This window comes from Chitinophaga costaii (assembly GCF_900094705.1).
Taxonomy (GTDB): Bacteria; Bacteroidota; Bacteroidia; order Chitinophagales; family Chitinophagaceae; genus Chitinophaga; species Chitinophaga costaii.
This window is the reverse complement of record NZ_FMAR01000001.1, coordinates 149620-175582: the sequence shown is the minus strand read 5'-3', so window position 1 is coordinate 175582 and position 25963 is coordinate 149620. Positions and strand designations below refer to the sequence as shown.

Annotated in this window: 5 protein-coding genes; all 5 read left to right on the top strand. The window is 49.4% G+C overall.

The genetic code is table 11. From position 1 onward, the window contains the following. Positions 1 to 6: 6 nt before the first annotated feature. From GA0116948_RS00520 to GA0116948_RS00500, 5 genes are read left to right on the top strand one after another with little or no spacing between them, the layout of a single operon-like run. The gene (locus tag GA0116948_RS00520) at positions 7 to 6327 is read left to right on the top strand and encodes a non-ribosomal peptide synthetase (protein ID WP_089707915.1); all 6321 of its coding nucleotides are present in this window, start codon (positions 7 to 9) and stop codon (positions 6325 to 6327) included. Positions 6328 to 6336: 9 nt separating this feature from the next. Beyond that, positions 6337 to 19296 (top strand): non-ribosomal peptide synthetase, encoded by a 12960-nt coding sequence (locus GA0116948_RS00515; RefSeq protein WP_089707913.1) that lies wholly within the window; start codon positions 6337 to 6339, stop codon positions 19294 to 19296. A gap of 31 nt (positions 19297 to 19327) precedes the next feature. Then, positions 19328 to 20935, top strand: a complete 1608-nt coding sequence (locus tag GA0116948_RS00510; protein WP_089708882.1) for an MBL fold metallo-hydrolase — start codon at positions 19328 to 19330, stop codon at positions 20933 to 20935. A 37-nt stretch (positions 20936 to 20972) separates the two neighbouring features. Next, entirely contained in the window at positions 20973 to 22829 is a 1857-nt protein-coding gene (gene asnB / locus GA0116948_RS00505) for an asparagine synthase (glutamine-hydrolyzing) (protein WP_089707910.1), read from the top strand. A gap of 34 nt (positions 22830 to 22863) precedes the next feature. Further along, positions 22864 to 25956: a non-ribosomal peptide synthetase gene (locus tag GA0116948_RS00500; protein WP_089707909.1), complete on the top strand. Its 3093-nt coding sequence runs from the start codon at positions 22864 to 22866 to the stop codon at positions 25954 to 25956. Positions 25957 to 25963: the final 7 nt, after the last annotated feature.

The following is a 25963-nucleotide window of genomic DNA, read 5'->3' as shown; positions in this document are numbered from 1 at the left end:
ATCAACATGAAACTGGAAAAATCCAATGTGCAGGACATCCTGGAACTGAGCTTTGCGCAGCAAGGCATGTTATTTCATTACCTGGAAGATAGTCGCACGAACCTTTATAACATGCAGGCGGTATTTGATATCAGCGGCGCCATTGACGTAGCCCTGCTGGAGCAGGCATTCCGTAAAGTGCAGGCTGACAATGAAATACTGAGGACTGTTTTTGAATGGAAAAAGGTAAAACGTCCTTTGCAGATTGTATTGAAATCCGGCGACCTTGTTTTTGAACATCATTTTATTGAAGATCAAAAAAACATCGATCAGCTTATAGCCACTGATCGTAACAGGCGTTTTGATCTGCAGCTTACCCCGTTCCGCATTCATGTAATTACTATTTCACCGGTGCAGGCCATATTGATCGTAACGCATCACCATATTTTATTTGATGGGTGGAGTACAGGCATCCTGCTGAAAGAAGTATTTACCACTTACAGGCAGTTGCAGGCCGGTGCGGCAGTACCACCGGCCCGTAAACAGGCATACCGTGAGGCAATGAAGCATATAACGGTACATAGTGGCGCGTCTCCCACTATAAAATACTGGAAAGAAAACTTACGGGAATACGAAATAAATAAGATACCATTTCAGCAGCCACCACACGCAGCGGCAGCAGGGAAGGTGCTGACGTGGAGACACAAAGCGGATGCAAACAAATTGAAAGAATTCGCCGCAGCGCACCGGGTTACGAGGTCGGCGGTGATTTGTACGGCGTATGGTATGTTACTGCAGCAATACCTGAACACCGCTGATGTAGTATTCGCAATGCCGGTATCTGTTCGGGATACCATGGTGGAGGGAGTGGAAAATGTGATGGGCGTATTCATCAATACTCTTCCATTCCGGTTTAATTATGGTGGCGGGGAAACATTGCTTCATATTGTACAGGGCGTACATACACGTTTAATAGAACAGGGTTCGCATAGCCTTATTGCATACAATGAAATAAAAACGCTGACGGGCATTAAGCCCCGCGAGCATCTTTTTGATTCTATCCTTACCCTGGAAAATTACCCGCTGGATATGGCGTCGATCAACTGTAATGACGGGTTCCGGCTGGAGTTGAGATCTACCTATGGCGATACAGGTATTCCGCTGGTGCTGATTGTTTTCTTTGATACAGACCTTGATATCATCGTGAACTACCAGGCTGCTGTGGTAGGAGAAACATTTGTACAGCAGTTAACCACACGCCTTGTAAATATTATCGATGCCATCACCACCAATCCTTATCAGCCATTAAGTGAGCTGCCTGCACTATTGCCGGAAGAACAGGCGCGTTTACTGCATAATTTCAATAACACCGCTGTTACCTTTAGCGCGGAAACGGTGCTGGAGTTGTTTAACAGGCAAGTGCAGCAACAACCGGACACGGTGGCGGTATCCTGCGGAGCCATGGCGCTGAGCTATAAAGAACTCGATCAGCGTTCCAATGAACTGGCCAACTGCCTGATAGCGAAGTATGGCCTGAAACCGGGTGATTTCGCCGGTATTTTGCTGGAAAGAAGTGAATGGTTGGTTATTTCCATACTGGCGGTACTGAAAACCGGCGCTGCCTATGTACCTATAGATCCCAATTATCCTGAAGAAAGAAAAAAATACATCATCAACGATGCCAATATAAAGGTGCTGCTGATGGAAATGTGGCAGTACATGGAATGGCCGGATACGGGTGCGCCGGTACTAACGCTCGACGTGGAATTTAGCGCAGATCCCTATCCGGATGACGCGCCTCCGGTGGCTGTTACACCACAGGAACTGGCGTACGTTATTTATACCTCCGGATCTACGGGTTATCCTAAGGGGGTGATGATTAAGCATGCATCGTTGCATAATTATGTAAGTTGGGCTGCCCGGTCTTATACCAATGATGCCATTCGCAATTTTGCGCTGTTTACCTCACCGGCTTTTGATTTAACGGTAACGGCTATATTTACGCCACTCTGCACCGGCGGGTGTTTATTTATATTCAATGAACGGGACCCGGCCATGCTGCTGCAGCGGGTGTTTACGCATGAGCAGGTACAGGTGCTGAAGCTTACCCCGTCTCACCTGAAAATACTCCTGGAAGCCGCATTCCCATGGCCGCAAGGGCTGGAAGGAAAAAGGATCCTGGTACTCGGTGGCGAACAGCTGGACACAGCGCTGGCAAAAGACTTTTGCCGGCTTTACGCGGAACGCATAGAAATTTTCAATGAGTATGGTCCTACTGAAGCTACGGTGGGATGTATGATCCAGTTATTTGATCCGCAATCCACTACGCTTTCTGTGCCTATTGGCAGGCCGGCGGCTAATACCAGCATTTACCTGCTCGACCGGCTGCTGCGTCCTGCATTGCCGGGTACGGAGGGAGAGCTATACATTGGAGGTGATTGCCTGGCTGCAGGTTACCTGAATAAGGAAGCGCTCACCGCAAAGCGGTTTATAGCTGATCCTTTTGCCGGGTCCGGTGCGCGCATGTATAAAACAGGAGATCTGGCGCGCTGGCTGCCGGATGGAACGCTGGAATATGTGGGCAGGGAAGATGATCAGCTAAAAATTAATGGGTATCGTATAGAACCCGGCGAAATAGAAAGCCTGCTGAAAAGCCATCCGGATGTACAACAGGCAGTGGTAACGCTGGTAAATAAAGCATTTCCCGGAAAAGGCATGGCAGCTTATTACCAGCCGGTAATTGCCAGGGGGCATTCCGGGTTAAATGATGTACTCAGGCAATACCTGCAGGATAGATTACCGGATTATATGGTGCCGGGCATATGGATTGCTGTTGAGCATTTTCCGCTTACCACAAATGGCAAGTTAAATTATGCCGCATTGCCTTCTCCGGATGGCACGCATGCGCTTAACAAAGCTGCGGTAGGATATGTAGCGCCGGAAACTGAAACAGAATGTGTTTTAGCCAGCATCTGGGAAGAAATATTACAGGTGGGCAATATTGGTGTACTCGACGATTTTTTTGCGCTGGGCGGCGAATCACTGTCGGCCACCAGGGTGGCCAATCGTATCCGGCAGCAATTGTATGCGGAAGTATCCATTAATGCCTTGTTTGATCATACGGTATTGCGCGAACTGGGCCGGTATGTGGATCGTATGGGTGCAGCGCAATTGCCGCCGTTACACCCTGCCACTTTGCTCCCGGAGCGGATCCCCTTATCGTTCGGGCAACAACGCCTTTGGTTTCTTGACCAGTTTGAAGGCGCTGCACAATATCATATTACGCTGGCGCTCCAGGTGGATGGCGAGGTGGGCACATCCCAACTCACGGATGCATTCCGCCTGTTAACAAACCGGCATCAGCCTTTACGTACAGTTTTTCCAACCAGGGCAGGCGAGCCTTACCAACTGGTGCTGCCGGAAAACAGCTGGCAGCTGACCGGCGAAAAAAATATGACGGATGATGCGGAGGAGGTGATCCGGGCTTTCATACATGCCAATGCGGCACAGCCATTTAACCTGGCGGCAGACCATCCGTTACGGGTGTGGTACCTACTGCGGAACGGGCAGTTGGAATATATAGTGATAACGGTTCATCACATTGCTTTTGATGGCTGGTCCAATACATTATTTATGAATGAGCTGATGGCGATATATAACGGCGCCATCGATTCACTGCCGCCACTGGCGCTACAGTATACAGACTATAGCAGCTGGCAGCATACCGTTTTTTCAGGACAGCTGATGGAAGCCGGTATTCAGTACTGGGAAACACAGCTGCGGGAGGTAGCTGCTTTAGAACTGCCGGCCGACATGCCGCGTCCTTTACAATCTTCTTACAACGGCGCTGATCATTCATTTTTTATTGATCACACCACTTTGCAACGTATTCAGGAACAGGCCGCCGAAGAAGATCTGACCTTGTTTACCTGGTTGTTTACCCTGTTCCAGGTATTGCTCTATCGCTATAGCGGGCAAACTGATGTATGTACAGGCATACCTGTGGCCAATCGTGAACAGGCCGCCATAGAAGGGCTGATCGGGTATTTCAGCAATACGCTCGCGGTTCGCACACAAATCCAGCCGGATCAATCATTCCGTGTATTACTTCAACAGGTAAAAGCATTGCTCATTACTGCCTATAAATATGCGTTTGTTCCTTTAGAAAAGGTGATAGACCGCGTGGGCGGCGCGAGAGATCCGGGCCGCTCGCCGTTATTTCAGTACATGTTTATATTACAGGATAAACAGGCGTATTATAACCTGCAATTGGGTGATGCCAATGCAGTGCCGGTGGAGTTTGCGCAAACAAAAGCCAAGTTCGATCTCACACTGGAAGTAACGCCGGCAGAAAGAGGACTTACCGTTGTGATCAATTATAACACCGACCTGTTTCTGCCAGCTACCATCCGGCAATTGGGAACGCATTACGAAATGTTGATGGCTGCTGCCTTATCATCGCCAGATATAGCAGTGAGCAGGTTAAATATGCTGACGGCGGTAGAACATTTATTACTGCAAAGCTATAATCATACAAATGTGGCGATACCTGCAGAAAGCACGCTGCTGGATGATTTCAACAACCAGGTTGCCCGTGATCCCAAAGCGGTGGCATTGATTTTTGAGGAGGCCGTACTAAGTTATGAGGAATTGGATAAGGCATCCAATCAGCTGGCCCATTTACTGCTTGCGCAGGGAGTTGGCGCCGGCACACCGGTGGTCATTTGCCTGGATCGTTCATTTGAAATGATGATAGGATTATTAGGAATTCTGAAAGCAGGAGGGGCATATGTTCCCATAGATCCGGCGTATCCGCAGGCCAGGATTCATTTTATTATTAATGATACCGGGGCAGGTGTGGTACTCACCCAGTTGAAATATGCAGCGGCTATAACTACGGATGTAACCGTTTTTTCTTTGGATGAACAGCCTTATGCGACGTACAGCGCAATATCTCCGGGAAGGCTGTACAGTGCTACGCAGGCGGCTTATATTATTTATACCTCCGGTACTACCGGCCAGCCCAAAGGCGTTGTAAACCTGCATAACGGCGTTTACAGCCATTTGCTTTGGATGCGCGGCTACCTGCAACTTAATGAACAAGCTGTTTTCCTGCAGAAAACCACTTTTTGTTTTGATGTATCGGTTTGGGAATTATTCCTGCCGCTGATGATTGGCGCCACGTTGGTATTGCCCCTTGCGGATGGACAGAAAGACCCGTTATACCTGCAACAGCTGATGGCCCGTTATGGCGTTACGCTGGTACATTTTGTTCCATCCATGTTATCGGTGTTTTTGCAGGAAGCAGACCCGGTGTTGTGCAAAGACTTACGGATGGTGGTTTGCAGCGGGGAAGAATTAAAACCGGCGTTGGCGGCATCCTGCCTGGCGTTATTACCGGATATTTCGTTGTATAACTTATACGGGCCAACGGAAGCTGCGATTGACGTAACCGCCATCAAAGTGGAACACCCGCACCAATACAATACCGGCGTGCCTATTGGCCGGCCTGTTAATAATGTACAGCTCTATATTGTAAATGAGGCAGGAAGCCTGCAACCGCCGGGTATCAGCGGCGAATTGCTGATAGGCGGCATCCAGGTGGCAAAGGGTTATCTGAACCGCCCCGGTCAAACGGCAAAAGCATTTATCAGTAACCCGGTTCATGCCGATGATCCCTTCCGGGTGTACCGGACCGGCGACCAGGCCATGTGGCTGCCCGATGGCAATATCGCCTACCTGGGCCGCGGCGATCACCAGGTGAAGATCCGCGGTTACCGCATAGAAACCGCTGAACTGGAGAAGGTGATAGAAGCACAGCCGCATGTGCTACAGGCCCAGGTGGTGGTAAAAGAGCAGGCTACCGGCAATAAGTGGCTGGCAGCTTACATAACAACAACCGGCGGCTTTGAAAAAACGGCTTTACAGCAGGCGCTTAAATTATTGCTGCCCGAATACATGCAGCCATCTCGTATTATCGTGATAGATAATTTTCCATTGTCTGCAAACGGAAAAATAAACCGTAATGCCTTACCGGAACCAGACCAGCCGGTAGATGCCGCACGTGTTACCGTGGCCCCTGCCACGGAAGTGGAAATAAAACTGGCGGCTATCTGGGCGTCATTATTGCCGGTTTCTCCGATAGGTATCCGGGATAATTTCTTTGAACTGGGAGGACATTCCTTGTTAGCCACACAATTGCTCTACAATGTACACCAGCAGTTTGCTGTGAGGATACCGCTGCAAACTTTTTTTAAACTGGGTACCATTGATAATATGGCCCGCTACCTCGAAGTAATTGGCAGCAGCCATGAAAATATACGCGATATCAACGTAATGGAGCTATAACCCAAACGCATGAACAATAATTCCGCATCACCGGTAGATTTTAATACAGAAGACGTTGTAACGTTGTTGAGTAACGCGTCCAGGAAAGGTATTTCCATTTCGCTGGACGGGCAAAAACTATTGCTCTCCAACAATGGCAGTGGGCTCGAAAACCAGGCGTTGATGGAAATGATTATTGTCCGTAAGGAAGAAATAAGATCGTTTTTGCGGCATGCCCTGGCGGGTAATGGCGATGCCGGCGCCCCGCCATCTATTAAATCATCAGCCGTATCCGCTTATCCCGCCCCGCTTTCCTTTGCACAGGAAAACCTGTGGTTTATCAATAACCTGGAAGGATCGTTGCATTACCATCTGCCTTTGGCATATACCATAAAGGGAGACATAGATCCGCAACTGCTGGAAACGGCGCTCATGGAAATTATCCGCCGCCATGAATCGCTGCGTACTGTTTTTAAAGCAGAGAAAGGTATTCCATATCAGGAGCCTGTTACTGCAGATGCATGGAAACTGGTTAAACAGTACGAGGGAAATAGCGATGTAATCAGGAATTTTATCCATCAGCCTTTTTCACTGTGTGATGATTATATGCTGCGGGCGCTGCTCTGCCGGCAAAAGGAACAGGAGCATGTGCTGGTAGTAGTGATCCATCACATTGCGGCCGACGGCTGGTCTGTTCCGCTGTTGATGCAGGAGCTGACTGCCTTGTATTCCGCATTGCAGGCGCAGCAAACGCCGCAGCTGATACCGCTGCCGGTACAGTATGCAGACTATGCGCGCTGGGAACATGACGCGGCACAAAATCATTTATTTGACAAGCAGCTTGCCTATTGGGAGCAACAGCTGAAAGGGAGCGAAGATATTTACCTGCCTGCTGATTTTAAAAGGCCCCTGACGCCCGGTTCCCAGGGTGGTACACTGCATTGGGAACTGCCGGCAGCTCTGTCGGCCGCCGTGAAGTTGTATGCCGCGCAACAAAATGTTACACCCTACATGTTGCTGATAACGGTATTCAATGTATTGCTGCATCGCTATGCCGGGCAGCGGGATATTGCTATCGGTACACCGGTAGCTAACCGGCAGCATCCTGAAACGCTGGCGCTGATTGGTTATTTTGTAAACACGGTGGTGATACGTAGCCAGTTGGATCCGTTTATGTCTTTTTCTGCGCTGCTAAAGGAGTTGAAGCAAACCACATTAACAGCTTTTGAGCACCAGGAAGTGCCTTTTTCAAAAGTGGTAAAGCAGTTGAAAAGGGAACGGACCGCCAACCTGCATCCGTTGTTCCAGGTGATGTTTGCTTATCAGCCCGCTCAGATGCAGGACCTGCGCCTGGGGGCGGCTACATTGGCGCCTTATGCTGTTGCGTATGAGATTGCTAAATTTGATCTTACGCTTACCGCTGTGGATCATCCGGCCGGCATCACGCTGCTTTTCGAATATAGCGCCAACCTGTTTGTACAGGCTACTATACAGCGGATGGCAGCGCATTTTGAAGCATTGTTATCTGCCGCATTATCATCTCCGGAAATAACAATAAGCCGTTTGAACATGCTAACGGAGGACGAACATATATTGCTGCAGAGCTACAACGATACGGCCGTTGCCACACCGCCTGATCGTACCCTGGTGGATGATTTTAACGCACAAGTGGCCAGTTGTCCGGATGCACCGGCACTGGTGTTTGAAGATGCGGTATGCAGTTACCGCGAACTGGATTCAGCCTCCAACCAGCTGGCGCATCTGTTAATGGCGCATGGCATTGGAGCCGGAACCCCTGTTGTGATCTGCCTTGATCGTTCCTTTGAGATGATGACCGGGCTATTGGGAATCCTGAAAGCAGGTGGGGCCTATGTGCCTGTAGATCCGCAGTATCCGCAGGCCCGCATCCATTTTATTATTAATGATACAAATGCGCGCGTAGTACTTACGCAGCAGAAATACGCCGGCGCGCTGCCTGGTGATATCACTGTATTTTCTTTGGACGAACAGCCTTATGCAGCATATCCTACAGCCGCTCCCGCGAGGCGGTATAATGCAGCGCAACCGGCTTATATCATTTATACATCTGGTACCACCGGCCAGCCCAAAGGCGTGATGAACCTGCATCGTGGCATCTATAACCGCCTGTTGTGGATGCAGGCTTACCTGCAGCTGGATGAGCAGGCAGTTTATTTACAGAAGACCACCTTCTGTTTTGATGTATCTATATGGGAACTCTTTATGCCGCTGATGACCGGCGCCAGGCTGGTATTGCCACGCCCGGGCGGGCAACAGGACCCGTTGTACCTGCAGGAATTAATAGCGCATCATGGTGTAACACTGGTACATTTTGTACCATCGATGTTATCGGTTTTTTTGCAGGAAGCCACTGCGTTATTATGCAACAGCCTGCAGGCGGTGATTTGCAGCGGTGAGGAATTAACGCCGGCAGTAGCTGCCGCCTGCAGGGAAGTACTGCCAGCAGTGCCGCTCTATAATTTTTACGGTCCAACGGAAGCTGCCATAGAGGTAACGGCCATGAAAGTAGAGGATCCTTACAAATATGCATCCGGCATTCCCATCGGGCGGCCGGTTAGTAATGTGCAACTCTATATTGTAAACGAAGGCGGAAGCCTGCAACCACCCGGTATCAGCGGGGAATTGCTGATTGGCGGTATCCAGGTAGCGGAAGGTTACCTGGATCGCCCGGCGCAAACAGCCGCCGCTTTTACCATTAACCCGGTAAATGGAAATGATCTTTACCAGGTGTACCATACAGGCGATAAAGCCATGTGGCTCCCCGATGGCAACATTGCGTACCTGGGCCGTGGTGATCAGCAGGTGAAGATCCGTGGGTACCGGATAGAAACAGCGGAAATAGAAAAGGTGATGGAAATGCAGCCACTGGTACGGCAGGCGCAGGTGCTGGTAAAAGAACAATCTTCCGGCAGCAAATGGCTGGTGGCTTATGTAACCACCCATCCAGGGTTCAGCAGCCACGATTTGCAACAGGCGCTGAAGTTATTGCTGCCGGAATATATGCAGCCATCGCGTATCATTGAACTCGATAGTTTTCCATTGTCAGCAAGCGGAAAAATAAACCGTTCTGCTTTGCCGGAGCCGGATCAGCAGGCGGGTGTAGCGCATGCTTTTATTGCGCCTTTCACGGAGATTCAGCTAAAACTCGCAGCCATATGGGAGGCATTGTTACAGGTATCTCCGGTAGGTATTCATGACAATTTCTTTGAACTGGGCGGCGATTCTATTATCGCTATTCAACTGGTAAGCCGCGCAAAAGACGCAGGATTGCACCTGGTTGTAAGAGACATTTTTGAATACCAGACAATCAGTAAGCAGGAGCATCATATGCGGCAACAGCATGAGCTGCTGAATGAGCAGGGACGGCTGACCGGCCCTGCAGCGCTGCTGCCCATACAAATACAGTTTTTTAATAAACAGCTGGCACAACCTGATTTCTATAATCAGTCGTTGACACTGAATGTACAGAAAACCATCCGGGAAGACAGGTTAAAAGTTGCCTGGGCGCAGTTGCTGGAGCAGCACGACGCACTACGTTTCTGTTATAAGGAAGAAGAGGGAACAATACGGCAGTTGTACGGAAACCAGGCGCCTGTTTTTGAAACAGTGGTGGCGCCGGTATCTGGCAACCTTCACGAATATTGTATGACGCTCTTCGCACAGCAACAAGCAGCACTTTCGCTCAGCGAGGGAAAGCTGGCCCGGTGCCTGTTTGTGAAAACGCCGGCAGATACGGCGGAGAATTATTTATTTATTGTTATCCATCACCTGGCCATCGATGGTGTTTCGTGGCGGATGCTCATCGATGAGTTGCGCAATTTTATCACGCAGCCGGCTACCCGCAGTACGCTGCGTTTACCGGATAAAGGCACCTCTTTCCGGCAATGGAGTGAGCTCCTGAAGAAATGGGCCAACAGCCCCGTGTTCCTGCAGGAGCATGCCTACTGGAAAAATATTTCAGAACAGTATGTGCCGTTACCGCTAGAAATAAGCGGCGGGGAAAAGGCCACTTTTGAAACCGTAACCTATGCCACGCGTACGCTGGATGTATCCACCACCTCGTTACTGCAAAAAGAAGCTAACCGGGTATTAGGAACAGATGTACAGGACCTGCTGTTGAGCGCTGGCACTTACGCCATCTGTAACTGGACAGGCAGCCCCAATTGCACCGTCGCTCTGGAAGGCCATGGCCGCGGGTTGCAGCCAGATAATGCAGACCTGAGCAGAACAGCCGGTTGGTTTACCAGTCTTTACCCGGTATTGCTTTCACTGCCACCGGGCGAAACACTTCTTACGCAGGTAGCTGCCATTAAGGAGCAGTTGCGGGCCACTCCGCATAAAGGGCTGGGGTATGGCATGCTGCGGTACCTGGGGCCTGAACACCTGCGCAGAACGCTGGATGCTGATATCTGCGATATTATCTTTAACTATCTCGGTAACCTCGATAATCTTTTTGCCGCCTCTGGTGGAATCGCCTATAACAGCAGTTTTCAGCCGGCGAATATAGCCGCCGGCAATATCCTGGACAGCAAACTGGAATTCAGCTGTTATATCAGCAACCGGCAGCTGCATACGGATATCCGCTACAGTACCGCGGCTTATACAAAAGCAACCATCGAACATATAGCCGATGTTTTCCAGGAAAGGTTAAAGGAAATTATCCGTAGCTGTGCGGTAAAACAGGCGCGTATAAAAACGCCGGCAGACTATGGTTTAAGCCATATTGCAGGCTGGCAGCCATTGCAACAGTTTATTGCGCAGCGTCCGGGACTGCAGGATATTTACCCGCTTAGCCCTTTACAGGAAGGGATTATATTTCACAGTATTTACCAGCATACACCCGGCGCTTATATTGTTCAGTTTAGTTGTGATTTTACAAATGGCATTGACATTGAAAAATTGCAGACTGCCTGGGCAGTTATCATACAAAAACATACGGTGCTCAGAACAGGTTTTGTAACAGATACCTTCGACCGCCCCGTTCAATATGTAATGGAAAATGTATCCCTGCCGGTTACCGTACTCGACTATCGCTACATGCAGGAATCCTTGATGGCAGCGGCATTGGACGTATTTCTAACGAATGACAGGCAAATGCCTTTTAACCTGGATGAGCCGCCGTTATTCCGCATTACGCTCATGTATATGCCGGGCGGAGGCGTGAAAATGGTGTGGACAAATCATCATCTTATTTTAGATGGATGGTCGTTGATGGTATTACTGCAGGAGTTGCTGGCATTGTATCATGCAACCACCGGTTCTGTTGTTACCCCACAGGATGAATACCGCGAACTGATTACCAGCCTGCAGCACATGCCGGATGTGCAGGTAATGATGCAGTGGTCGGAATGGCTGTGTGGTTTGCAGCAGCCAACATTGCTGCCCTTCATTACTTCATCGGCAGCAAGTAATACCGTATTCGGTAATACCACTGCGCATTTTCATATTACGCCTGAGCGTGGGGCAGTTTTGCAGGTATATGCCCGCAAACACCATCTCACCGTTAATACCCTGATGCAGGGCGCCTGGGCATATTTATTATCGCGTTACAACGGGCAAAAGAATGTGGTGTTCGGCACTACGGTATCAGGGCGTTCTGTGCGTGTGGCAAACGCGGAAAGCAGGGTAGGGCTCTATGTAAATACAATCCCTGTGTATGCAGCAGTTAATGAAAAAATACCGGTGGCCGACTGGTTGCGGCAATTGCAGGAACATCATGTACGCTGCCGGGAAGCGGGTCATGTTTCCCTTGCCACGCTGCAAACCCTTACCCGCATAGGGCCTGTGATGTTTGATACATTGCTGGTATTTGAAAACTACCCGGCAGGCGCTATGCAGGAGCTGCAGCAATCCCTGTTGGTGAGCAATATGGCTACGGCGGAACAAACAAATTATTCTCTTACGGTTTCCGTAAAAGTTTCGCGTGATCAGCTGGATCTCAGTTTTGCGTATAACGATGAATTGTTGCCCACAGCTACGGTAAACCTGGTGGCAGCGCAGCTGATGGAATTGCTGGAGGCAATGGCCGGTGAAGCCATTACGGAGGTATCCGGACTGGCCGTTATTACAGCTGGTATTACGCATTGGCAGCAATTGCGCGAAGGCAATAAGAAATTCCGGTTTATTACGGCTACTGGTCCGGGTAACAGCTGTGTACAGCAATGGCCTTTGCCTGCATCCTTACAGGCGGGTTTAGCGCTCAAAGCAGCGGAATGGCAGGTGATGCCGCACGACCTGTTTCTGGCTGCCTGTTTTGCCGCAGTAAAACTGTTTAGTTATGACAACGATATTACGATTGCGCTCGCTGCTGAAAAATATCTGCCGGTTCGCATGGCCTTGCCGCCTTTTACCGGTTGGAATACATGGGTAAAGCAGGTGCAGGCTGCCCGGCGTACCGCATTGGAAAATGCGGCATGGTGGGAGGCTACAGCTGCACCATCCATAACGGACCTTTGGTTTGATGATGAAGATAACACGCCAAACGGGGCGCTGTTTTATTTACATGCGAAAGCAGATCAGGTAACGCTGAGCTACAACGATACCTTCATTGATACGCAGCTGGCAGCCGATTTCGGCGCCTACCTGCTACAGATGTTGCAGGCCATGGCTGGTACGGCAACCGATACTACTTCATTATTGCCGGCCGCCACCAGCCAGCTGTTGCTGCATGATTTTAATAACACGGGTATATCTTATAAAACAACCACCATACTGGCGTTATTTGCGGAGCAGGTGCGTGCAGTGCCTGGCGCTGCTGCCGTTAAGTATGAATCCCAGGTGCTCAGTTATGCAGCACTGGATGCGCGCAGCAACCAGTTTGCGCATTACCTGGGCCGTTATGTAAAGCCTGGCGTCATTGTACCGGTATGCCTGGAGCGTTCCGCGGAAATGCTGGTAGTGTTATTGGGCATCCTGAAGGCTGGATGCGCTTATGCGCCAATTGATCCGGGCTATCCGGCAGAAAGATCGCAGCGTATCCTGGATGAACTGCAGGCACGTGTATTCATCACCGATAAGCCTTCTGCATTGCACACAGCCGATGATTGCCGTTTGATTACACTTACCGAAGTGTGGCCGGCTATCGGGATAGAAAGTACTGAACCTTTAATGGTGGAACTGAATGCGGAAATGCCTGCATATGTACTGTATACTTCCGGTACTACCGGCTCGCCCAAAGGGGTAGTAGTTACCCACCGTGGACTTCATAATCTCATTGCATCCACTATTTCGCTGTTGGATGCATCCCGGGAGATAAGGATGCTGAGCGTAACTACTTACTGCTTCGATATTTCTGCATTTGAATATTTTATGCCACTATGTGCGGGTGCACAGGTAGATATCGCCTCTGCCGCTGTAGCAGCCGATCCGCGGCTGCTGGCCGAAAGGCTTACGGCTACCGGTTCTACGCATTTGCTCACTACGCCGTCGCGCTGGCAATTGTTGCTGGCAACAGGATGGGATAATCCGGGAGGCACGCTGATTCTCACTGCGGGCGAACCGCTCACGGCGCAGCTGCATGCGCAACTGGCTGCCATCAGCAACGGAAAGCCGGTGTGGAACCTCTACGGACCTACGGAAACTACCATCTTTTCATCGGCAGTAGCTTTGCAGGCGCACCAGGAAGTAACCATCGGCAGGCCCGTTGCCAACACCCGTTTTTATATCCTGGATGAAAATCTGCACCTGATGCCGGTAGGTGCATCCGGAGAGGTATATATTTCCGGAGATGGCGTTGCGCACGGGTATTATAACCAGCCTGCGCTTACCGCCGAAAAGTTTTTGAACAATCCTTATGCTGTTCCGGGACACGAGCGCATGTATAAAACCGGTGATGCCGGCCGCTGGTTGCCCAACGGCGCTATATTACTGAGCGGGCGAACCGACAACCAGGTAAAGTTACGTGGCTACAGGATAGAACTGGGAGATGTGGAAGCGGCCTTGCTGGAATATCCCGGTATACACGCTGCCACGGTGGTGTATTGCGGTCAGGCGCCGCACGATTTCCTGGCTGCTTATTACCTGTCGGAAAAAGCGTTGCCACCGGTTTTATTACGGGAACATATGGGCCGTTTGTTGCCTTCTTATATGGTGCCAGCCGCCTACCAGCAAATGGATCGCTTTCCTTTAAATACTTCCGGTAAAGTAAACCGTAAGGCTTTACCGCCTATTCATGCAGATAATAACGGAGATATTGCCACGGGTAATAACAACGATGTTTCAACTGCTGATATAGTAGTGGCAGATCATGCAGAGATGCGCATGATTAAAGTGTGGTCATCCGTATTAAAACGCCGGCAGGTAACTCCGGAAAGCAACTTTTTCAGCCTCGGCGGCGATTCTATTAAAGCGATACAGCTGTCGAATAAAGTGGCGGCCGAATTTGATCTTGTAACACAGGTAGCAGCTATTTTTAAACACAAAACATTGGCTGCCTACACCCGGTCGGTATTGGCGGGTACGCATACCATCCATCATAACAAGGAAGTAGCAGCACAGCTGGAAACCATTGCAGCGGCCTTCCTGCTTCGCCACCCGGAGCTGGCCTCCCTGGTGAGCGACGTTTATCCGGCGGCAGATATCCAGAAAGGAATGATATTCCATGCCTGGCAATCGCCGGGTGCTTATCATAACCAAACCGTACACACGGTACACTATGAAGAAGCCAGGATCTCATTTTTTGATAAGGCAGTCGCAATGCTGGTAACAAGGCATGAAATCTTACGTACCGCATTTGTACAGGATGAAGAGGGGCTGCTGCAGGTGGTGTATAAAACGGCTGATCCGGTTATTGCGCATTATGATCTCTGCGATAAAAACGAGGCTGCACAACAGGCCTATATCCACCGCTATTTAACGGAAGATAAACTGCTGCCGTTCCCGCATGCCACACCGGGGCTTTTCCGGTTCGCTGTTTTTAAACGGGGGGTGGCACGTTATTGTATCTGTTTTAGTTGTCACCATGCGATTATAGACGGATGGAGCGATGCTTCGCTGAATACGGCGCTTCACCAGGTGCTCGAAAGGCTCTATAAAGGAGAAGATTATCATCTTCCATCTCTAAAAAATAATTATAAAATATTTGTTACTGCCCGGATGGCAGATGCCGCAAATGAAGCCCTTGTTGCCTATTGGGTGCGGCAGTTGAAGGGATATAAACGTTATCGCTTTGGCGGGCCCAAAGAACTTACCAGCACGGTTAATATAGAGGAACAACAGCTGACGGGCGAACTGTTAAGCGCGTTGGAAACACAGGCATCCGGGTGGCAGATGGGATTGAGAGATCTTTTCCTGGCGGCTTACCTGGTAACATTGAAGCTGTTTAGTTTTGAAAGCGATCTTACCGTTGGTTTGGTGGTCAACAACCGCCCGCCGGTGGAAGACGGCGATAAAATGCTGGGCTGCTTTCTGAATACGGTGCCGGTAAGATCGGTGATCCCACCGGATCAGAACTGGGAACAGTACTGCCGCCTGGTGCACACACAACTCAATGAACAGCGTCCATACGAAGGGGTTTCCTTTATGCGTATAGTAGAAGCCGTGGGCGCATCCGGGCAGGATGGTAACCCCATTACGGATCTGCTTTTTAATTACATTGATTTCCATGTGTATGATAAATTAACGGATGCAGGCATGCCTGGCGATGCGGAACTGCAAGGGCAGATCCGGATTAATGCGAAGTGTAGTATGCATGTAAACCGTACCGGTGGCAAATTGCAGTTTTCCCTGGTGTACGATACCGGTTTTATATCAGCCACCACGGCCGCTAATGTGGCCGCGCATTACCTGCGGGCATTAGAACATATTGCCTGGTTACCCGGCTTACCTGCCAATGCAGCTACCTTGCTGGCGCCGGCAACCAAACAAACCCTGCTTCATCACTTTAATGATACAGCGGCTGTATTTTCAGGCCATACTATTTTATCGCTGATAGCAGCGCAGGTACTTGCAACACCGGAAGCCACCGCTATAACTTATACATCCGAATCTGTCAGTTACGCCATGCTCGATGCACACAGCAATCAGCTGGCCCATTATCTGCGCCGTTATGCCGGCGCCGGTACCATCGTACCAGTATGCCTGGAACGTTCCCGTAGTATGCTGATCGTGTTACTGGGCATCCTGAAAGCAGGATGTGCCTATGCACCCATTGATCCGGATCATCCGGCGGAAAGATCGCAACGGATACTGGATGATTTACAACCCCGTGTACTCATTACAGATAAACCGGTAAACCTACATCCGCCGGAAAGTTGCCATGTAATAATCCTGGAATCTGCATGGGCGGCTATTCAGGAAGAAAGCCACGCTCCGTTGCCTGAAGTACCAACTGCAGATATGCTGGCTTATGTGCTGTATACCTCCGGCACCACCGGCCACCCGAAAGGCGTAATGATAACGCATAGGGCGCTGCATAACCTTATTGCTGCCACCATCGCATTGCTGCATACAAACCAAACGGTAAAGGTATTAAGCGTAACAACCTATTGTTTTGATATTTCCGTTTTTGAATATTTTATGCCACTATTTGCAGGCGGGCAGGTAGATATTGCATCTGCCGCTGTAGCAGCCGATCCGCGGCTGCTTGCTGAAAGGATGGCAGCCACCGGCCCTACGCACCTGCTCACCACCCCTTCACGCTGGCAGATGTTGTTGGATACCGGCTGGCGCAACCCTGCCGGCACACTCCTGCTTACGGCAGGTGAACCGCTGAGCGTGTTGCTGCATGCCCGCCTGGCCGCACTCAGCAATGGCCGCCCCGTCTGGAATCTTTACGGCCCTACAGAAACCACCATCTTCTCGTCTGCTGTGGCATTAATGCAGCACGACGTAATCACTATAGGTAAACCCATAGCCAACACCCGCTTTTATATACTGGACGAAAATCAAAGCCTGCTGCCACCGGGAGCAGCGGGAGATTTGTATATCTCCGGGGCGGGTGTTGCACAAGGCTATTACCACCTGCCGGCACTTACTGCCGAAAAATTTGTTCCAAATCCATTTGCCGCACCCGGATATGAAACAATGTATAAAACCGGCGATACCGGCTACTGGACGCCTTCCGGCAACATTGCCCTGAATGGCCGTTCCGACCACCAGGTGAAACTGCGCGGTTACCGTATTGAACCCGGCGAAATAGAAACACAATTGTTATCATTCCCCCTGATAAAAGAAGCAGTAGTGGTAGTGGCGGAAGTAATGAACGAACAATGCCTGGTGGCCTACTTTGTAGCTACGGCGCCTGTGGCCAACGATGTCATTCGCCAACACCTCGCCACCTTACTGCCGGATTACATGATTCCGGAAATATTTAACCAGATCAGTCACCTGCCACTTACCCCCAATGGAAAAACCGACCGGAAAGCCCTGCCGGAACCGGTGCGCTATATTTCAGCTGCGCAGGAAACGGCCTTTTTGAACAGTACAGAAGAGAAGCTGGCAGCGATATGGTCGGCTATATTGAAACTGGGCGACAGGTTGCCCGCCCCGCGCGATAGCTTTTTCCAGCTGGGAGGTAATTCAATCAAAGCATTTTACCTGGTGAATAAAATAAATGAAGTATTTGGAAAGAAGACAGATATCCGCACGGTTTTCACAACTCCTACCTTATCTGCTATGGCTGCCGCGATGGATGCACAGCCGGTAACAAGGGAAACAGACATACCACGGCTGCCTTTCCAGCTTCAATACCCCGTATCGTATGCACAGGAACGTATATTCTTTGATTATACCCGTCATGCCCACAGCCTGCTGTATAATATTTCCGGCGCTTACCGCGCTGATACCACCGATATGGCTAACCTCGAAAGCGTGCTCCGGGCGCTGGCAGCGCATCATCCGGCCCTGCGCACCGTTTTCACGCTTACGCCTGCCGGCGTTATGCAGGAAATCCTGGAAGATACCTCCATCACTATAGAAAAATTAACTGCTGCCGATGAAGAAGAAGCCGCCATCGTATTTTCACAGTTTGTCCGCTCCTTCAACATTACCATAGCCCCTCCGGTAAGATTTGGCTGGCTACAGCTCCAATCGGGTGGCGCATACCTGCTGATAGATCTTCACCACATTATCTGCGACGGCATTTCATTTAATGTGCTCATCAATGATTTTAACCGGATAGCTTCGGGGGAAACACCTGCACCATCGCCTGTAAGGTATGTTGATTACGCCGGCTGGCAACGGAGCGAACAGGTATCCCTCCGGCAACAACGGGCTTTCTGGAAACAAACAATGGGGAAATACTTTACGCCGCCCGAACTCCCGGTAAATGCGGTTGCGGAAGATGCCGATATTACTGTTGCCGGTGTATTACCGCTGCTGCTGGAAGATGATGTATATCACCAGGTGAAAGCATTTGGCGCCCGTTATGGACTGTCAGACTTTATGACGTTACTGGCAGCCTATTACATCCTGCTGCATAAAATTTCTGGCAGTGATACCATCATCATTGCCACAGATGCCATCGGCAGAACAGATCACGCACTGCATAACGTGGTAGGCACCTTTGTAAATATTCTTCCGTTACGCCAGGATATAAACCCGGATGAGGATATCGCGGTATTTTTATCAAACGTAAAAGAACAGGTACTTGCTGCATTCGATAACCAGGAAGTACAGTTCGACGAAATTGTAGCGGATGTTCGCCAACAATTTGGCATTACGCATAGCGCGTTCACACCGGTGCATTTTTCTTTTGTTAACTACTACGACCGTAGCAGCGCGCTTACCATCAACAACCGGATGCTGCAACCCGGCACACTTCAGCGGGCGCGTACCACCCAATACGGATTTAAGCTGCAGGTACTGGAACAGGCAAACGGTTTCGTTATCGAATTTATTTACAGCAAAGCCATGTATGACGAAGGCGTAATTGCTGCGTTCCTGCAGTATTACCAAAGCATCCTGGATGCTTTATTGAACAATGTTTCAGACATCGCAGCTATCCGGATTTAAATCCTTTCATCTCCCGAAAAAACATATATCCATGCAGAAGAAATATTTAAAACCCAACGTAGTATTTGAACCGCTGTTCGACAGATGGTATGCGTGGCCACACCTGATTTCACCGGCCACCAGCGCCATGAATGTAACAGGCAGGCACCTGAAGATTATGGATTCTTATATTCAGTCGCCCAAAATGCACGAAGCAGCCGTGAAAAACCCTAAGATGCTGGGCGGTCCTTTTATGGATTTTGCGGAAGACAGAACGGCAGATATTACTGCACTTAAAACGCGAACAACCGAAACCCGGGAAAACGCCATAAAATTTTCCGCTGCAGTGGCCGAACTGGACGATATGTTACGGCAAAATGCAAAAGGTTATTCGTTGGAATCACTTTATGAAAAAGTGCCGGATATACTCAAAGGATATGTGGAACTGATCTACGATCTCAACGATAACCCGTCGTTCCGCTTTTTTGAATCGTTGCTTTACGAAAGCCCCTTTTATAATAAATCATCGCAAAGCCTGGCGCTGTGGCTTACGAACAACGATGAGCGCCCGTTTTGCCTAAGTACGCCCCGGCTCAACGAACCAGGCGTATTGCATTTGCCCGTAGCCTTTGATCATCCGGGTATCGATCAGCTTAGCCGCATGAAAAGAGAGGGCGGGTCGGTGGAGGAAATAGCGGCCGTACTAGGCGTTGCCGATGCAGACCGGCCTTTGTTCGACAGCTTTTTTACATCCGAACCTTACCCTGCCTACCGCAAATATGAAGGAGATAAAGCCAGGATGCGGTATTTCGGACATGCCTGTATCCTCGTGGAAACGGGAGAGGTGAGTATTCTTACCGATCCTGTAATCAGCTATTACGGCTATGAATCCAGCGTATCGCATTTTTCTGACGTAGATATTCCGGAGGTGATCGATTATGTATTGATTACGCACAATCACCAGGATCATATTTTGTTTGAAACGCTGTTGCCACTTCGTCACCGGATCAGGAATATTATTGTGCCGGCTACTTCCGGCGGGGCGTTACAAGACCCTAACCTGAAAATGATGTTTGAATACCTGGGTTTTGAAAATGTGTATGAAATCGAAGAAATGGAACAAATAAAGTTCCGGAATGTAACCATTACCGGGCTGCCATTTACCGGTGAACACAGCGATCTGGATATCCGGTGTAAGATTTGTTTTCATGTAGCCGTCAATAATTTTAAGTTCCTTTTTGTGGCCGATTCCAGGGTAATGGAAGCCAGGATATATGAGCATGTACATGCCATCCTGGGCGATGTGGATGTTGTTTTTCTCGGGATGGAATGCGACGGGGCGCCACTGTCGTGGTTGTACGGGCCGCTGCTTACGCGGAAAATATCCCGTGAGTCTGATCAGTCCAGGCGGCTGTCAGGAAGCGACTTTCAGAAAGGCATGCACCTCGTGGATATCTTCCGTCCGAAAGAGGCATACGTATATGCCATGGGGCAGGAGCCCTGGCTGGAATTTATCAGCAGCCTGAAATACACCGCTACGTCTCACCCTATTGTACAATCAGATATGCTGGTAAATGAATGTACACGCCGCAATATAGTTGCAGAGCGTCTTTTCGGAGAAAAAGAACTCTTTTACCATTACACAACACAAAACGCCTGATCGTTTATAACAGTCATTCATCAGTAAAAAACTACCTATGTGTGGAATATGCGGATTTGTTAACTATGGCGCTTTCGACAGGGACCATGACCATCGCGTTATCGGCAGCATGCACCAGCGGCTTATACACCGGGGCCCGGATGCACAGGATACCCTGCAATTCGGTAATGTGGCACTGGGATTTACACGTCTCAGTATCATCGGCCTGCAGGATGGTATGCAGCCACTCACCAATGAAGATGGCTCGCTGGTACTGATATGCAATGGGGAGATCTTTAATTATATAGAGCTGAAAGAAAGCCTGCTCCTGAAAGGGCATACTTTCAAAACAGCCACCGATGTGGAAGTACTCCTGCATTTGTATGAAGAACACGGGCCTGCTTTCCTGAATCAACTGAACGGGCAGTTTGCGTTTGCGCTGTACGACAAACGGCAGCAACGCTTGTTTTGCGCCAGGGATCAGCTGGGCATTATACCGTTCTATTATACTTTCGCAAAGGATACTTTTATTTTTGCGTCGGAAATAAAGGCTATCCTGGAGCATCCTCATGTGAGCGCTGCAACAGACCTCACCGGGCTGGACCAGGTATTAACATTTGCCGGGCTTATCAGCCCCCGCACTATGTTCCGCGATATCCGCAGTCTTGAAAATGGTCATTACCTCCTCGTTAATGAGCGGGGTGAAATAAAAGATGTGGAATACTGGGATCTTATATACCCGGAAGAAAGCATGATTCCTGATGCCGATGAAGCATACTACACCTCAAAGCTTGGGGAACTGTTTAACGAATCGGTTCGTTTGCGCTTGCGTGCAGATGTGCCTTCGGGGCTGTATGTGAGTGGCGGGCTCGACTCGTCTATCATAGCCATGAAGGTAAAACAGCTGATGCCTGATGCCGGGCGGCTGGGATTTTCTATCGACTTTACAGATTCGATCCATTCCGAATCGGTATATCAGCAACTGATTGCCAAAGCATCTGGCGTAACGCTGCACCAGAAATTGTTTCCCTATCATGAAATCACCGACCGCCTGAAAACATCAGTGTATTATAGTGAATGCCCGATTAAGGAGACATATAACACCGCGTCTATGGCGCTGTCGGAAACAGTGCGCCGTCTTCAGCAAAAGGTAATATTATCCGGCGAAGGCGCAGATGAGTTTTTTGCCGGCTATGTAGGATACCGGTTCGATAAAATGAAAATGCTGAGTGGTACCACCACGCCTGCATCGGCGGCAGAAATGGAGCTGCGAAACCGCCTGTGGGGCAATCCTGATTTCTTTTATGAAAGAAATTACCTGGAGTATGAAGGCATAAAAAGATCGCTTTATTCCGCAGCGGTGAATGACACTTTTGATACCGTGAATTGCCTCAATTACCCGCTTATTAACCAGGATAGGGTTAAGGGACGGGATATACTGAATACCCGTGCGTATATCGACTATAAAATAAGACTGGTAGACCATCTGGTATCCGATCATGGCGACAGGATGGCCATGGCCAATTCGGTGGAAGTACGCTATCCCTTCCTCGATAAAAACCTGGTGGAGTTTTCTGCCGCTATCCCTTCTGAATTAAAGTTGAATGGGTTTACAGAAAAATATATCCTGCGTAAAATGGGTGAGCCTGTATTGCCGCAGCAGATTATGGAACGGGAAAAATTTCACTTCATTGCACCGGGCAGCCCGTACCTGTTACAGCAAAATAATGAATACATCAATGAACTGCTGTCTTTTGACCGGATTAAAAGACAAGGGTATTTTAACCCGGCTACCATTGATGAACTGGCCGCCCGTTACCGCCAGGAAGGGTTTACGATTAATGCGCCCTACGAAACTGACCTGCTGATTACCGTTATCACATTTGGTATGTTGCTCGATACTTTTTTCGAATAATACCATATCTCTCCATCTGCAAAAACAATAATCCATGATATTTCAGCATCTGCTTAACGAAAGTTTGGTAAAGGGCGGGGAACATACTGCTATTGAAAACGGCGCCGACAGCATTACCTACGCCAGCCTGCAGCAACGGGCGCAGGCCGTAAGTGCAGCACTGATCAGCAATGGTGTTGGCCCCGGCTCGTATGTGGGGCTTTTTCTCCGGGAGTCCGTTGATATCATTATTGCGATGATAGGCGTAGCCAATGCCGGTGCTGTTTTTGTGCCGCTGGATGCTTCCCTGCCTGTGCAGCGGCTCAGATCCATGACGGCCAACCTGCCGATGGCCTGCATCCTAACTGCTGAAAATGATATGCCGTTGCCCGGAGATATACCGCAATTACGGCTCAAAGCCTTGCTGGAAGAATATAAGGACGTAATGCCGGTTTACCCGGAATATCACCGGGACGATGCCTTATACATTTATTTTACTTCAGGGTCTACCGGTATACCAAAAGGTATTACAGGGAAAAATGAAAGCCTCGCGCATTTTATTCGGTGGGAAATACAGGAGTTGCAGCTAAACGCATCCTGTAGAGTGAGCCAGTTGATCAGCCCTTACTTCGATGCATTTCTGCGCGATGTTTTTGTGCCGTTGTTTGCAGGTGGCGTACTCTGTATACCACCGCCCGACCCGGGTTTCTTCAGCCGGGAAATAATGGCGCCATGGTTAAAGGCTGCCCGCATTACACTGGTACATTGTGTGCCATCCGTTTTCAAAATCATAAAAGCGGGGGCGGCAACGCCGGCTTATTATCCTGATCTCAGGTATGTACTGCTTTCCGGCGAACGGATTGTGCCTGCTGAACTGAAGCCCTGGTATGCCTTGCAAAAGGATCAGGTGCAGCTGGTTAACCTGTATGGTTGTACGGAAACAACCTTAATCAGATCATATTACTATATTCAACCGGAAGATGTAAACCGTCCGCGTATACCCGTAGGCGTACCCATTGCCGATACTGCATTTTTGATCACTGATGATGATGGTAAACCTGTTAAACCCTTTGTTACGGGCGACCTGTACATTGTTTCCGGGTACATGAGCAAAGGATACTTCAATGACCCTGCGAAAAATGAGGAGAAATTTATAACGCTGGAGAGCGGAGAACAGGCTTTCCGTACCGGCGACAAAGCAAGGCAGTTGCCGGATGGTAACTATGAGTTATTAGGCCGGGACGATCGTCAGGTGAAAATTAATGGGATCCGCATAGAACCGGAAGAAATTGAAAATGTATTGCTGAGCGCCCCATCTGTGCAACAGGTACTGGTGCTGCCTGTTGATGGAAAACTGGTGGCTTTTCTTACCAATACCTATGGGTCTGCTGCTGCATCCAAACTGGAAGTGCAGCTCAAATCCCTACTGGATCTGTCGTTGCCGGAGTATATGAAACCTACGGAGATAGTTTTTCTCGACGTTTTTCCTGTTTTGCCAAACAGGAAAACGGACCAGCAGGAAATGATCAGGCAGTATCAGAACAGGCAGCATAAACAAATCATTGCACCAAAAAACGGTATGGAAGCAGCGCTGTTAACAGTGTGGCAGGAGTTGCTGGGTAAAACAGACATTTCTACCGATGATGATTTTAATAAAACGGGCGGCAGCTCCCTTACCCTGATGCGCCTCATTGCGCGAATTTACGCGCAGTTCAATGTGCGTTTCCCGCTGAATGATCTTTTCCAGGCGCTTACGATTGGTAAGCAGGCCGCTTATATTGAAAAGGCGGTGATGACGCAACAGATGAAAATCGGCAAGGCGCCTGTTGCAGATAAGTATCCCTTATCCGCAGCGCAGCTCCGCATGTATATCCAGTATGAACTGGAACCAGAAAGTACGGTATATAATATTCCTGTTTTTTATGAGATAAATGGTGTAGTGGATGCCGGAGAAATAGAACAACATATTAAAACACTGATTGAAAAGCATGAGATATTACGCACTTCGTTTGTAACCACCGATGGCAAGCCATGGCAGGTGATCCGCAATGAAGTGGATTTTTCACTGGCACACATCCGGGTAAATGAGGAGGAAACCTGGAGGGATAGCGTTATCCGCCCGTTTGATCTGGCTGCCGGCGAGATATGCAGGGCTGCCATGATCACAAAGCCCAGCGGAAAGCAATTCCTGTTGTTTGATGTGCACCATATTGCCTGTGATGGCTTGTCGCAATACCTGCTGTTCAAAGATTTTTTACTGCTCATGGATGGCAGGGTGCTAACGCCGCTTCAGCTGCAGTACAAAGATTATGCAGTTTGGGAAGAAGGCTTCCGCCATACGGCTATCTACGAGCAACAGGGCAGCTACTGGCAGGATGTATTTGCCAGACAGCCGCCATCCCTGGCGCTGCCGGTGAAGGTGGAAAAAGACCTCGATCAGGCAGTAATGTCCGGTGGCTCCCTGTTTTTTACCGTAAAGGATGCTTTTCCTGCTGAAGTGATACAGGAGTTGAAATTTGCCGGCTACAGCGAGTTTACAGTATTGTATACCTGCTTTGTGTCTTTCCTTTCCCAGCTCACCGGTCAGGACGACCTGGTGACCGGCCTGGTAACCGCCGGCAGGGAGCAGGTGGAGCTGGATAATATGGTTGGCATGTTCTCAAAAACATTGCCGGTGCGCTGCCAGGTGAATGGTTATCATACCTTCCGCCAGCAGCTGGAAGCCATCAATAAAACACTGGTACTTGCCTTCAGTAATCAGCTTTATGATTTATCGGATTTGCAGCAATACCGGTATGCTGCACAGCAGCATGCTACCAACAGGCTGTTTGATGTAATGTTTGTTTATCAGAATTACTACGAACCGTCAATCGCCAGCCAGCCGGCCATCTTTTCCTATTCCCCGCATGAAAGCGGTACCGCCAAATATCCGCTTTCCTTTATTGCCAGCGGAAGTGAAGGAAATTATGTTTTTCGGGTGGAGTATGCCGGCAATTATTTTTCCCGGGAAGATGCTGCTTCCTTATTTCATTCATTTGAAAAAGTAGCCGCTGCGCTGATGAAGAGCACGCACCAAAACATCATTGAGCTGCTGGATAGCACCAACGCCAGCAAAGAGAAAATGGACGACCTCTTATTTACGTTTTAACTATCAA

Excerpts from the sequence above, each read along its gene's own strand:
- GA0116948_RS00510 (WP_089708882.1), top strand. The coding sequence starts at position 19,328 with ATGCAGAAGAAATATTTAAAACCCAACGTAGTATTTGAACCGCTGTTC.
- GA0116948_RS00500 (WP_089707909.1), top strand. The coding sequence starts at position 22,864 with ATGATATTTCAGCATCTGCTTAACGAAAGTTTGGTAAAGGGCGGGGAA.
- GA0116948_RS00515 (WP_089707913.1), top strand. The coding sequence starts at position 6,337 with ATGAACAATAATTCCGCATCACCGGTAGATTTTAATACAGAAGACGTT.
- GA0116948_RS00520 (WP_089707915.1), top strand. The coding sequence starts at position 7 with ATGAAACTGGAAAAATCCAATGTGCAGGACATCCTGGAACTGAGCTTT.
- asnB (WP_089707910.1), top strand. The coding sequence starts at position 20,973 with ATGTGTGGAATATGCGGATTTGTTAACTATGGCGCTTTCGACAGGGAC.